Raw genomic sequence first — 12575 nt, forward strand, 5'->3', positions numbered from 1 at the left:
TGGGGCCAGCACGGCATCCAGGTCAATGGCATCGGGCCCGGCTACTTCAAGACCGAGCTCAACGATGCGCTGGTGAAGAACCCGGAGTTCTCCAACTGGCTGATCGGCCGCACGCCCTCGCGGCGCTGGGGGGACGTGGAAGACCTGGTGGGCGCGGGCGTGTTCCTCGCCAGCGATGCGTCGAACTTCGTCAACGGCCACATCCTCTACGTCGACGGCGGCGTCACCGCCCARCTCTGAGCGCARCACGAAAGACATCATGGAAGCCCTCGTCATYCACGCTCCCGGCGACTTGCGCGTCGAGGAAGTCCCGACACCCGAACTCGAAGCCGGCCAGCTGCTCGTGCGGGTGCGCTGCGGCGGCATCTGCGGCTCGGACCTGCACTACTACCAGCACGGCGGCTTCGGCACCGTCCGCATCCAGGAGCCGATGGTGCTGGGCCACGAGGTGGCCGGAGTGATCGAAACGRYCGGMCCCGRCACTTCGTTCAAGGCCGGCGAGCGCGTGGCGATCAGCCCGAGTCGACCCTGCGGGCGCTGCCAGTACTGCCAGCAGGGRCTGCAGAACCATTGCCTGGACATGCGCTACTACGGCAGCGCGATGCGCACGCCGCACGTGCAGGGCGCGTTCAGGCAGCAGATCGTGGTCGAGCAATGGCAGGCCCATCGCCTGGCCGATTCGGTCAGCGACGGCGAGGGCGCGATGGCCGAGCCGCTGTCGGTGGCGCTGCACGCGGTGCGCCGCGCGGGTTCGCTGCTGGGCAAGCGCGTGCTCGTCACTGGCTGCGGCCCGATCGGCGCGCTCGCGATCATCGCGGCGCGGCGTGCGGGTGCGACGCACATCGTGGCGACCGATGTCGGCAGCCACACCCTGGGCAAGGCGCTCAAGGTGGGGGCGGACGAGGTGATCAACGTGGCCGAGCAGCCCGACGGCCTCGCGCGCTTCACTGCCGACAAGGGAAGCTTCGACGTGCTGTTCGAGGCCAGCGGCAACGAGCGCGCACTGCGCGGCGCCTTCGACGCGATCCGACCGCGCGGGATCATCGTGCAACTGGGCCTGGGCGGAGAGATGACCTTGCCGATCAACACCATCGTCGCCAAGGAGTTCGATCTGCGTGGGGCCTTCCGCTTCCATGAGGAATTCGCGATCGCGGTGGAGTTGCTCAACAAGGGGCTGGTCGACGTGAAGCCGCTGATTTCCGCCACGCTGTCCTACCGCGATTCGGCACGTGCCTTTGCACTGGCGGCCGATCGGACACAGGCGATGAAGGTGCTGTTGAACTTCGAGTGAATGCGGCACCTGCGTCTCGCCCCGACCGAGGGCCAGGAGAAGCCGGCCTTGATCGCCGAAACGCTTGCCGTACTGGTCGGCGTGGCCTGAACCCATCAACAACCATCGAAGACAAGAATGAACACCGTCACCCGCGACCGCTGCTACGCCTGAGCCGGCGCCGCTACGGCCGTCGCAACGGTTTCCTCATTGCCCACAGCGGCGAGTTGCGCCATCAAACGGTCCCAGTTCACGCGCGCCGCGGCCACGCTTTCAGCCTTGACGTGCCCATAGCCGCGAATCTGCTCGGGTACCCGGGCGATCGCCAGTGCGGTTTCACGCGTCGCCTTGATCCCCGAGGCGCCGATGCGGACCAGCACCTGCTCGATTGCCGCACGATAGTCCTCGATCCATTGCCGCTCCATCCGCCGTTCGGCCGTTCTTCCGAAAACGTCCAGCGGCGTGCCGCGCAGTCGGCGCAACGAGGTCAGCACTCGGAATGCGTACATCATCCAAGGCCCGAAGGTCTGCTTCACAGGCTGGCCATGGGCGTCACGCTTCCCGAAGATCGGCGGCGCCAGATGAAAGGTCAACCTGGGCTTTCCTTCAAAGGCCTCCTGCAGCTTCTCCCGGAAGCCCCCGTCGGTGTACAGGCGCGCGACCTCGTACTCGTCCTTGTAGGCCATCAGCTTGAAGAGATTGGAAGCGACGGCTTTCGCCAGTTCACCTGTACCGCCATGCTGAAGCTCGACCTGCTGCACGCGTGCCACGAAGTCCGCGTAGCGTCCCGCATAGCCGGCGTCCTGGTAGTCGGTCAGGAACGCGACGCGATCGGCGACGAGCGAAGCGGTGGCCTTCCGCTTGTGCACCGTCACCGCCTGTGGCGGCGAGGCTTCGCGTGCGACCGCCGCAAGATCCAGCGCGGCCTTTCGTCCCCACTGAAAGGCCGTCTGGTTGGCCTTGACGGCCACGCCGTTGATCTCGATGGCTTTCATCAACGCCTGAGAGCTCAGCGGCACGACACCCTTCTGGTACGCGAACCCGAGGAGGAACAGGTTGGCCGCGATCGCGTCGCCCATCAGGCGCGTCGCCAACTGCGTCGCATCCACGAAATCCGCGCGACGATCGACCGACTCTTCGATCAGTTCCCTGACCTGTGCCGCCGGAAACTCCCAGTCGGCGTTCTGCGCGAAGTGGCCCGTTGGCTGCTCGAAGGTGTTGACCAAGGCATAGGTGCGTCCCGGCCGCATCCTGGCAATGGCATCCGGCGCGCCCGCGGTGAGCATGTCGCAGCCCAGGATGAGATCGGCCTCTCCGGTCGGGATGCGCTGCGCCTTCAGATGCGCGTTGTCCATGGCGATGCGAACGTGCGAAGTCACCGAGCCGTTCTTCTGCGACATGCCCGTCATGTCGAGCACGCTCACACCCTTGCCCTCCAGATGCGCCGCCATGCCGATGAGCGCGCCGATCGTGATGACACCGGTACCGCCGATGCCCGTGATCAGCGTGTTGTGGATCTGGTCGAGCGACGGCAGCACAGGCTCGGGAAGCGCGAATGCGGCTTCGGCCTTCGCTTCGATCGGCTTGCTCCTGCGCGGCTTGACGCCGTCCACGCTCACGAAGCTCGGACAGAAGCCCTTGATGCAGGAATAGTCGGCGTTGCATGAGCCTTGGTCGACGCGCCGCTTGAGGCCGTATTCCGTGGGCTGGGGCTGCAGCGACGTGCAGTTCGACTGCTCGCCGCAATCGCCGCAACCCTCGCACACGGCCTCGTTGATGAAGACGCGCTTCGCGATCTGGGGAAACTCGCCCTTCTTGCGCCGCCGGCGCTTCTCGGCCGCGCACACCTGGTCGTAGATCAGGACCGAGACACCCTCGAAGTCGCGCAGTTCGCGCTGCACGTCCTCCATCTCGTCGCGATGATGCAGCGTGAAGGTCATCGCGGGGCCGTCCGCCGGCAGTCCGGTGCGATCGCGCCAGCGGCCCGGGTCCTCCGCCACCAGCGCGATCCGCGTGACGCCCTCGGCGGCCACCTGCTGCGCGATGCGTGGAACGCTGATCGGACCGTCGACCGGCTGTCCACCCGTCATCGCCACCGCGTCGTTGTAGAGGATCTTGTAGGTGATGCGGACGCCTGCCGCGACCGCCGCGCGGATGGCCATCGACCCCGAGTGGTAGTAGGTACCGTCGCCCAGGTTGGCAAACACGTGCTTGCGTCGGGAGAACCAGGCCTGACCCAGCCAGGGCGCACCCTCGCCACCCATGTGGGTGGTCGTCTTGTTGTGCTCGGGATAGATCGCAGTCGCCATCACGTGGCAGCCGATACCGGCCAGCGCGAGGCTGCCCTCGGGTACCTTGGTCGACGTGTTGTGCGGGCAACCCGAGCAATACCACGCCGGCCGGGGCGGCGTGGCGACGGCCTTGCCGAGCACGACGTCCTTGGCATCGAGGATGGCCAGGCGTGTGCGGATCATGTCGCTGGTGTGGAAGCGCGCGATGCGTCCGGCGATCACGCGCGCGATCTGCGCGACCGAAAAATCGGCCGTCGCCGGCAGCAGCCACTTCCCTCGCGGATGGGCCCATTCGCCGGCCTCGTCGAACTTGCCGATGACGCGCGGTCGCACGTCCTCGCGCCAGTTGTAGAGGTGTTCCTTGAGTTGGTATTCGACAATCTGGCGCTTCTCTTCGACGACCAGGATCTCGTCGAGGCCATCGGCGAACTCGCGGATCGAATCCGGCTCGAGCGGCCAGGGCATCGCAACCTTGAACACCCGCACCCCGATGCGCGCGGCCACCTCGGCGTCGATGCCGAGTTCTTCCAGTGCTTCCAGCACGTCGCGGTATGACTTGCCCGACGCAACGATGCCGAGCTTCGCATGCGGCGAATCGATCGTGACGTGGTTGAGCCGGTTCTCTCGCGCATAGGCAATGGCCGCGTAGATCTTGTAGTCCTGCATCAAGGCCTCCTGCTTGCGCGCCTGCAGGCCGAGCGTGTCGGTGGACAGGCGGGCGTGGACGCCGCCGGGCGGAAACACGAAATCGCGTGGCAGCAGGGTTCGCACGCCCATTGCGTCGGCCGCGATCGGTCCCGAAGACTCGACCGTATCGGCAAGCGCCTTGAAGCCCACCGGCAAGCCCGCGAAGCGCGACATCGCAAAGCCGTGCAGGCCAAGCTCGATGTATTCCTCCACGCTTTGCGGATAGAGCATCGGGATCATGGCCGCCGAGAAGATGTGATCGCTCTGGTTGGGCAGCGTGGACGAGTACGCGCCATGGTCGTCCCCGGCGACCAGCAGGACGCCGCCATTCGGGGACGTCCCTCCGTGGCTCATGTGCTTGAACACGTCGCCGCAGCGGTCCACGCCGGGACCCTTGCCGTACCACATGGCATAGACGCCATCGACCGCGCTCTCGCCTGTCAGGTGAACCTGCTGCGTGCCCCAGACCGCGGTGGCGGCCAGCTCTTCGTTGACGCCCGGCAGGAACTTGACGCCGTTGGCGTCGAGATGCTTCTGCGCGTTCCAGAAGGCCTCGTCGATGCCGCCCAGTGGCGAGCCGCGGTAGCCGGACACGAAGCCTGCCGTGTTGAGGCCGCCAGCATGGTCGCGCCAACGCTGCACGAGCATCAGGCGGACCAGCGCCTGGATGCCGCTCAGGTAGACGCGGCCGGTGGTCGATGTGTACTTGTCGTCCAGCGAAACGCTGGCGAGTTCGGGGGTTGTCATCATGGTTCGGAATCCGGTAGGAATCACAGGACGCACGCCCGGCCATCGGTAAACGGCACTGCGTGACGGACGATCGGCAGCGGGTAGGCCGCCGGTCGCATTGCTGCACGAAAACGGGTTCGAGGTATCAGGCCATCAAGCGGTCGGCTCCTCCTCGTACCAACGGTCCTTGCCCAGCAGCACACGATGGTGGCCGTGCCCGGACGGCATCATCGGAAAGCAGTTCTCCTGCGCGGCTACCTGCACATCGAGGAAGAACGGCCCGTCGTATGCCAGGCATTCGGCCAGCGCTGCATCGAGTTCGGCCGGATCGGACACGCGGCGCGCGCCCCAGCCGAAGGCCTTCGCCAGTGCCACGAAATCCGGTAGCGCCTCGTTCCAGCTGTGGCTCAGGCGGTTGCCGTGGTTCAGCTCCTGCCACTGGCGCACCATGCCCATGTAGCCGTTGTTCGACAGCACCAGCTTCACGGGGGTGCGGTGCTGCACTGCGGTCGACAGTTCCTGGATGTTCATCAGGACCGACGCATCGCCGCTCACGCAGACCACCAGGGCGTCGGGGTGCGCGACCTGGGCACCGATCGCCGCGGGCAGGCCGAAGCCCATGGTGCCGGCGCCTCCCGAAGTGAGCCAGCGGCCGGGTCGCTCGAAGCGCAGGTACTGCGCGGCCCACATCTGGTGCTGGCCCACGTCGGTCGAGACGATGGCATCACGCCCTCGCACCGCCCGCTGGAGCGAAGCCATCAGTCGCTGCGGCAGGATCACATCGTCGCGCACCGCGAAATCGAAGCAGCGCTCGGCACGCCAGCGCGTGATGCGCTCCCACCAGGACGCCAGCCGCTGCGTCGGCAATGCCTGCAACTCGGGCATGGCAAGCAGGGTCTGCAGCACCGCACCGCAATCGCCCACGATGGGGACATCCACCTTCACCACCTTGTTGATGCTGCTCGGATCGATGTCGATGTGAATCTTGCGTGCGTGCGGGCAGAACTCGTCGAGCTTGCCGGTCACGCGATCATCGAAGCGGGCGCCGATGCAGACCACGAGGTCGGCCTCGTGCATCGCCAGATTGGCTTCGAGCGCGCCGTGCATGCCCAGCATCCCGACGAAGCGCGGATCCGACGCCGGGAATGCGCCCAGGCCCATCAGCGTCAGCGTGCAGGGTGCATCGAGGCGGCGCACCAGACGCGTGAAGGCCGCACACGCATCAGCGCCCGAGTTCACCAGCCCGCCGCCGCCATAGACGATCGGCCGACGGGCGGTCGACATCAGGTCCGCGGCGCGCTGCAGCGAACTGATCGGAGGGCTACGGTTCTCGCGCGCCTTGCGCAACGGCCTGGCGAGCGCCTTGGCCGTCGAGCCGACCGGCATCAGTTGCACATCCTTCGGCACATCGACCAGGACCGGCCCCGGTCGGCCCGAAGCGGCGATGTCGAGCGCGCGCCGAATCACGTCCGGGATCTCGTCGGCCGCACGCGGTTGGTGATTCCACTTGGTCACCGGGCGGGACATGCCCAGCGCATCACTCTCCTGGAACGCGTTGGTGCCGATGACACCCGTGGCGACCTGCCCGCTGATGCACAGCACGGGGATCGAGTCACTCATGGCATCGAGCAGCCCGGTGATGGTGTTGCCCACGCCCGGGCCCGAGGTGACCAGCACCACGCCGACACGGCCCGTCGTGCGCGCGTAACCCTCCGCCGCATGTACCGCCGCCTGTTCGTGCCGCACGAGGACGTGGCGCAAGCGCGGTTCACCATGCAGCGCGTCGTAGAGCGGCAGCGCAGCCCCGCCCGGGTAGCCGAAGAGCGTGTCGACACCGCATTCGATCAGCGTGTCCAGCAGCGCCTCGGCGCCGTTGCGCACGCGTTGTGGCGCGGGCGGGGGACCCGCGGGCGAAAGTCGTTGGGGAGAAAGCAGTTCCATGACACTATTTTTTCGTGCTTCGATCAGAATAGGCTTCTGTTTTTCAACCGATTTGGGCCATTGCATGAAAACCAATCCGCCAAACCATGCTTCAACCGAAGATTCATCGGAGCAAGTGGATCTGGCCATCCTGCGCGTGCTGCGGGAGGATTCGCGCAAGACGCTGCAAGAGATCGGCGCGATCGTCGGCTTGTCCGCCACGAGTTGCTGGACGCGCATCAAGAAGCTCGAATCCCAGGGCGTGATCAGGCGCTACACGGTCGACCTCGATCCGGCCAGGCTCGGCTACAAGGATTTCGTCATCGTTCAGCTCACGCTCGAAAGCCATACCGACGAAACGCTCTACGAGTTCGGCCGCGTGCTCGCCACCATCCCCGAGATTCAGGAGGCCTACCTGGTCTCGGGCGACTACGACTACTACATCCGCATTGCCGTGCGCGACACCCGCGACTACGAGCGACTGCTGCGCGAGAAGCTCTACAAGATCCCGGGCATCCGGCACAGCAAGTCGAGCTTCGTGCTGCGTGTGCTGAAGGAGGCGAGCATTCCGCTCTGAGTGCGAGTCCGGCGCCACTTCAGCGCGGGCGAGATGCCTGCGCAATCGCGGTATCGAGGACGCGAAGCACCTCGTCGCCGCAATCGTGTTGCGGCGAACCAAGGCTGTGGACCGTCGACACATGGTTGTGGTCGCGAAAGAAGTGAAAACCCGGACTTCTTTCCATGGCCACCGTGAGCGCCCGCGCCATCGCGTAGGTCTGCTGGGCGATCCAGCCCGGGTCGAGCTCCGCGACGCCGAGCCAGACGGGTGTTGCGACGGACCGCACGTGAGTCAGCGGGGACCGCTGGTCATACAGGGAAACGTCCTCGCCGAAGTAGGCGCGCGGGCCGGCGGGCAGGGGCGCGGACGCCGCGTAGAACCCGCTCATGAGCATGACGCCGTCCACGTGCGCAGCTTCGCCACCGCGCGCGCTGTCATCGAACAACCAGGTCGCCACATGGCTGGCGCCGGCGGACTGGCCCCAGAGCACCCGCGGGGCGTCGCGCGCATCCAGGGCTTCGCGCTTCTCGTCGATCCACTGCAACACCGCCTGGACATCCCTCGCGCCGGCCGGCCATCCATCCGCCGGGGCGAGCCGGTAGTTCGGCAGCACCGCGAGGAAGCCCTGGCGAGCGAGCCAGCGCCCGACGTTCCGATAGAACACGCCATCCCCGTTCTTGTCGCCGGCGACGAACCCGCCCCCATGGACGTAGACCACGATCGCCCGCGGCGGGCTTGCAGGGCGATAGACGTCCAGCCTGTGGCGCACATGGCTTCCGTAGACGACGTCGACCTGCTCCTCGGCAGCCTCGCCGGGATCGATGAAGGGCCGGTAGACCGCTCGCGTCGCAGCCAGCACTTCGGGATCGAATTTCGAGCCGAGCGCGCGAATCTGCAGCGCCATGTTCGAAGCATGGGTGGGATCAGTGGTTGCCATTCATGGGCTCCAGAAAGATGAAGTCATTCAAAGGGGCATGCTCGCCGCGACATCGAGGCGTCGGAGCATCGCAAGCCCGCGGCTTTCGCTTTCCAGCCCGGGCAGTCGCCAGCCATGCTCCAGTTCGACCAGGCCGCGATAGCCGCGCGCCCCCAGGAACCGCAGCAGGCTTTCGAAGTTGATCTCTCCCGTTCCGGGTTCCAGACGCCCCGGGTTGTCGGCCAGTTGCACGATCTCGACGTGCTCCCAGGCCTGTTCCAGGTGGAACAGCAGGTCGCCGTCCATCACCTGCACGTGCGAGGTGTCGAAGATCAGGCGCACCGCAGGATGATCCACGGCCTTCGTGACCGCCACCGCATCGGGCATGTGCTGCAGCAGCATGTCCGGGATGCTCTTGCGGCTGAGGGTCTCCAGGCACAGCGTGAGGCCGGCGCGCGCGGCGATATCGCCGGCATGGCGCAGGTTCTGCACGAAGGCAGCATGCTGGTAGGCGATGGGGCGCTGCGGATCGGCGCCGCCCAGCACGGCGAGTCGCTTCGCACCGACGCGGTGTGCAGCCTCCGCGGCTTGCGCGAGTTCGCCTGCGATCCACTCGCGTGCTTCCTTGCTGTCCGTGGCCCAGCTTGTGTTTCGAAGCTGATCGAAGGTGGTGTAGAGGATGCAGCCCGCCTCCAGCCCGTGCGCGGCCAATGCGTCGCCGACGCTCTGCTGCTCCGCCGCCGTACGCGCCCGGGCAGCCGCATAGAGGACGCCGGCAAAGCCGTTGTCGGCCGCGAACTTGATGTGATCCACGGGGTCCTCCGATCCGACCGTTGCGGCGAACAGCGGTTGAAAAGGCGGCCGGTAGCCAAGATGGGGCGCATAGCGCAACGTCCAGGTCATGCGGGAGCCCTCCCCTGCAGCGTGGAGGGATCTTGCAGAAGACTCGCGTCGATGTGATTCACGGTCGGTGTCCCGCACAGTTGCATCGCGCGCCGCAATTCATCGGTCAGGATTGCCAGCGCGCGCCCGGCGCCCGCTTCGCCGCCGGCCGCGGCGCCGTACAGCGTGGCTCGACCGATGGCAACGGCCCGGGCCCCCAGTGCGAGCGCCTTGACGATGTCCACGCCCCGGCGCACGCCGGAGTCGATCAATACCGATGCACGGCCGCGCACCGCCTGCACGACTTCCGGCAAGGCGTCGGCGGATGCAATCGCCCCATCGAGCTGGCGACCACCGTGGTTCGAAACCCAGATGCCATCGACGCCCAGTGCGGCGAGTCGGTCGGCATCCTCGGCCCGCGCCACGCCCTTGACCAGCAACTTGCGCGGCCACTGGTCGCGAAGCCTCTCCAAGTCATCCCAATCAAAGGAGGCGTCCAGACTCTGACCGACCTTGGCGGCGATGGAAGCCTGCGGATCGGTACTGCCCTCGAATCCACGCAGGTTCTCGAAACGCGGCTGCCCTTGCCGCAGGATCTGCCAGCACCATGCCGGATGCGTGGCGAAGTCCCACGCCGTCCGCCAGCTGCGCCGCAGCGGCACCGTGAATCCGTTGCGCAGGTCTCGCTCGCGCTTGCCGCCGGTGGCCAAGTCGAGCGTGACCACCAAGGCCTCATAGCCGGCTGCCGCGGCTCGCTGCACCAGTGCAGCGGTGAACGCCTTGTCGCGCAACACGTAGAGCTGGAACCATAGTCGGCCTCCAGCGTGCTGCGCGATCTCCTCGATCGACGACGTCGCAGTCGTCGACAAGGTATAGGGAATCCCCAGGCGCGCCGCGACGCGCGCAATGGCGAGGTCGGCCTGCGGCCAGCCGGCGCCAATCGCGCCGGTCGGCGCGATCACGATCGGCGCAGCCGCAGGGCCGCCCAGGATGCTCGTCGAGAGATCCGGCTGCTGCACATCGACGAGCACCCGCGGGCGCAGCCGGATGCGTTCGAAACCTTCGCGATTCGCGCGCAAGGTGGTCTCGTCCTCCGCACCGCCGTCGAAGAAGTCGAACACACCGCGCGGCAGCCGCTTCCGTGCCAGCCGCCGCAGGTCTTCGATCGAATGCGCGTGTTCCAAGGCAGTCAAGGCAGTCAAGGGGTGATGCTCGCGGCGGGTCCGAACTTGACATCGGGAAAGGGAGCCATCACGCCCGCGCCACCGTCCACGGCAATCACCTCGCCCGTCATATGGGCGCTGAGATCCGACGCCAGGAACAGCAAGGGCCCGGCGATGTCGGCCGGCGTCGCCGGTCGGCCGATGGGAATCACCTTGCCGATCGCGTCCCAGGCTGCATCGTCGAGCCGCTGGTTCAGGCGCGGGGTTCGCACGAAGCCGGGCGCAACGGCGTTGATCCGCACCTGGCGTCGCCCGTACTCCGCCCCCGCACAGCGCACCAGGTGGTGCAGCGCCGCCTTGGAAACCGCATAGGCGGTCTGATTCGGCACCCCACGGTTGCCCGACATCGAACCGACGAAAGCCATGCTCCCCCCGCCGTCGGCCGCCATCATCTCGCCGCCGACCTGGATGGCCAGGTAGGCATGACGCAGCACGATGTCGAACTGCTGGTTCCAGGCCGCGTCATCGACCTCGGAGAACGGTTTGATACCGGCGACGCCGACGATGTCGACCAGGCCATGGACCCGGCCAAAGCTGCGTCGACCGGTTTCGAACACGCGCTGCATGTCCGTTCGAGACGTGACGTCTGCCGCGCATGGAACGCCACCGACCGACTCGGCGACGTTGCGCGCCAATTGCTCGTCGCGGTCCACGCAGAGCACACGGGCACCGGCCTGGGCGAGCGCGTGCACCGCTTGCTCGCCGATGCCCTGGCCCGCACCCAGGACCACGAAGCCCCGGCCGTCGAGGCGCAACAGGGAGAGGTAGTCCGCCGCCGCACCGCCGCCGGGATGGATCGTGGACGCCATTCAGGCCTCCACCGCTTCGCGGTGCGAAGGCAGCAGGTCCTGCCAGGATGCACCGTCCACCAGTTCGGCATCGCAGGCACCGACGCCACGGAGATCGATGCCGACGCCCACAGGGGGCTTGTCGTCCATCACGCGCTTCACCGAGTCGAGCAGAACGCGACGCACGCGCATCACGGCCTGGTCGGCAGGCACCAGGTGTTCCTTGGAACGGTCGTAGAACGCGCCCTGCGACAAGGCAATGGCGGCGTCTTCCACTTCGACGCCGCGCAGGCCTGTCCAGCTCTCCTGCATGCGTTCGCGGCTCTGGCCGAAGGCATCGGCCCAGGAGGCCGTGAATGCACAGGCCTGGCGGTCGTAGTACCGGGTGTCGTCGAGCCCCAGCAACTCGACGATCTTGTCTTCGGACACCGGCGCGTTGCCGTGCACCACGATGTAGGTGCTGGTGTGCGTGTCGTCGGCCGGAACCTCCAGCACCGTGAACTGGAACGCGGGCGCCGGAATGACGCGGCCGTAGGGCACGATGAAAGGCACCACGCGGGCATTCTTGACGCCGGGCTTGCCGGTCGTGCGCAAGGCCACGTACTGGAAACCGAAGGCGGTCTCCTCCATCTTCAGCGTCGGTTCCAGGTCATTGGAAGACAGCGCCGCCGGGTTGACCACATCGGGATTCGGCTCGAACTCGCCGTCCTTCCATCCGGGGCGTGCCATGTTCGTGTGCAACACGCCCACATGCGAAGAGTCTTCCCCGCCCTCGACCAACTGCAGGTAGTTGCAGTGCACGTTGACCCGCAGAACCACGCGATGCGCCGGGTCGGCCTCCATGAAGGCATAGCGCGAGAACTCGGGCTGCAGTTCCTTCGGCCCCACGTAGGCCCAGACGATGCCGCCCTCCTCGCGCACCGGAAATGCCGGCGCTTTCATCCGCGTGCGGTACTTGGGGTCGCTGTTGTTCGGTGTTTCCAGCACGGCGCCGGTCACATCGAACTTCCAGCCGTGGTACAGGCAGCGGATGCCACCTTCCTCGACTCTCCCGAGCGCGAGCGAGGCGCCGCGGTGCATGCAAAGCTCCTCCATCACACCGACCTTGCCGTGCGTGTCCCGGAACGCCACGTAGTCCTCTCCGAGCAGGCGGACGCGAAGCGGCGGAGCGTCGGGCTTGCCCAGTTGCGCGGACGTGCAGACGGGATGCCAGTAACGCCGCATCATGTTCCCCATGGGCGTGCCCGGGCCGACGCGGCAAATCAATTCATTGTCTTGACGGTTCAACATTTGAAGCTCCTGAGTTCAGT

General features: G+C 66.7%; 10 protein-coding genes. 3 read left to right on the forward strand and 7 right to left on the reverse strand.

Translation table 11 applies throughout. The annotated features are described in order from the left end of the window. Together AC1D3B_RS34500 and AC1D3B_RS34505 are read left to right on the forward strand one after the other, a co-directional pair. Window positions 1-240 (forward strand): SDR family oxidoreductase (locus AC1D3B_RS34500; RefSeq protein ID WP_478195170.1); only part of this gene is annotated, 240 nt, incomplete at its 5' end. A gap of 19 nt (window positions 241-259) precedes the next feature. Continuing rightward, window positions 260-1291 (forward strand): L-idonate 5-dehydrogenase, encoded by a 1032-nt coding sequence (locus tag AC1D3B_RS34505; protein WP_478195171.1) that lies wholly within the window; start codon window positions 260-262, stop codon window positions 1289-1291. Between the two features lie 143 nt (window positions 1292-1434). Here AC1D3B_RS34505 and AC1D3B_RS34510 read toward each other — a convergent pair whose 3' ends face one another. Both AC1D3B_RS34510 and ilvB read right to left on the reverse strand, forming a co-directional pair. Continuing rightward, window positions 1435-4995, reverse strand: coding sequence for an indolepyruvate ferredoxin oxidoreductase family protein (locus tag AC1D3B_RS34510; protein WP_478195205.1), 3561 nt, complete (start codon window positions 4993-4995; stop codon window positions 1435-1437). Between the two features lie 135 nt (window positions 4996-5130). After that, window positions 5131-6918, reverse strand: coding sequence for a biosynthetic-type acetolactate synthase large subunit (gene ilvB, locus AC1D3B_RS34515; RefSeq protein WP_478195172.1), 1788 nt, complete (start codon window positions 6916-6918; stop codon window positions 5131-5133). A 64-nt stretch (window positions 6919-6982) separates the two neighbouring features. Here ilvB and AC1D3B_RS34520 point away from each other — a divergent pair, with 64 nt between their 5' ends. Next, on the forward strand, window positions 6983-7474 hold the full coding sequence (locus AC1D3B_RS34520; RefSeq protein ID WP_478195173.1) for an Lrp/AsnC family transcriptional regulator: 492 nt from the start codon (window positions 6983-6985) through the stop codon (window positions 7472-7474). 19 nt (window positions 7475-7493) lie between these two features. Here the strand turns inward: AC1D3B_RS34520 and AC1D3B_RS34525 are convergent, their stop codons facing one another. Genes AC1D3B_RS34525 through AC1D3B_RS34545 form a run of 5 tightly spaced genes read right to left on the reverse strand, consistent with a single transcriptional unit; the run spans window position 7494 to window position 12555 of the window. Then, the gene (locus tag AC1D3B_RS34525; protein WP_478195174.1) at window positions 7494-8393 is read right to left on the reverse strand and encodes an alpha/beta hydrolase; all 900 of its coding nucleotides are present in this window, start codon (window positions 8391-8393) and stop codon (window positions 7494-7496) included. 27 nt (window positions 8394-8420) lie between these two features. Continuing rightward, window positions 8421-9275 (reverse strand): TIM barrel protein, encoded by an 855-nt coding sequence (locus AC1D3B_RS34530; RefSeq protein ID WP_478195175.1) that lies wholly within the window; start codon window positions 9273-9275, stop codon window positions 8421-8423. Then, window positions 9272-10456: an alpha-hydroxy acid oxidase gene (locus AC1D3B_RS34535; RefSeq protein WP_478195176.1), complete on the reverse strand. Its 1185-nt coding sequence runs from the start codon at window positions 10454-10456 to the stop codon at window positions 9272-9274. The genes AC1D3B_RS34530 and AC1D3B_RS34535 overlap by 4 nt, the downstream gene beginning before the upstream one ends. Then, window positions 10453-11286 carry an SDR family NAD(P)-dependent oxidoreductase gene (locus AC1D3B_RS34540; RefSeq protein ID WP_478195177.1) on the reverse strand — a complete coding sequence of 278 codons (834 nt, stop codon included), beginning with the start codon at window positions 11284-11286 and terminating at the stop codon, window positions 10453-10455. Before AC1D3B_RS34540 ends, AC1D3B_RS34535 begins: the two co-directional genes overlap by 4 nt. Further along, window positions 11287-12555: a Rieske 2Fe-2S domain-containing protein gene (locus AC1D3B_RS34545; RefSeq protein WP_478195178.1), complete on the reverse strand. Its 1269-nt coding sequence runs from the start codon at window positions 12553-12555 to the stop codon at window positions 11287-11289. Window positions 12556-12575 lie beyond the last annotated feature (20 nt).

The organism is Variovorax sp. P5_A3, assembly GCF_056400665.1.

What these genes read in the sequence shown, in the direction of transcription:
- AC1D3B_RS34510 (WP_478195205.1), bottom strand. Translation starts at nt 4,995, where the DNA reads ATGACAACCCCCGAACTCGCCAGCGTTTCGCTGGACGACAAGTACACA.
- ilvB (WP_478195172.1), bottom strand. Translation starts at nt 6,918, where the DNA reads ATGGAACTGCTTTCTCCCCAACGACTTTCGCCCGCGGGTCCCCCGCCC.
- AC1D3B_RS34520 (WP_478195173.1), top strand. Translation starts at nt 6,983, where the DNA reads ATGAAAACCAATCCGCCAAACCATGCTTCAACCGAAGATTCATCGGAG.
- AC1D3B_RS34525 (WP_478195174.1), bottom strand. Translation starts at nt 8,393, where the DNA reads ATGGCAACCACTGATCCCACCCATGCTTCGAACATGGCGCTGCAGATT.
- AC1D3B_RS34530 (WP_478195175.1), bottom strand. Translation starts at nt 9,275, where the DNA reads ATGACCTGGACGTTGCGCTATGCGCCCCATCTTGGCTACCGGCCGCCT.
- AC1D3B_RS34540 (WP_478195177.1), bottom strand. Translation starts at nt 11,286, where the DNA reads ATGGCGTCCACGATCCATCCCGGCGGCGGTGCGGCGGCGGACTACCTC.
- AC1D3B_RS34545 (WP_478195178.1), bottom strand. Translation starts at nt 12,555, where the DNA reads ATGTTGAACCGTCAAGACAATGAATTGATTTGCCGCGTCGGCCCGGGC.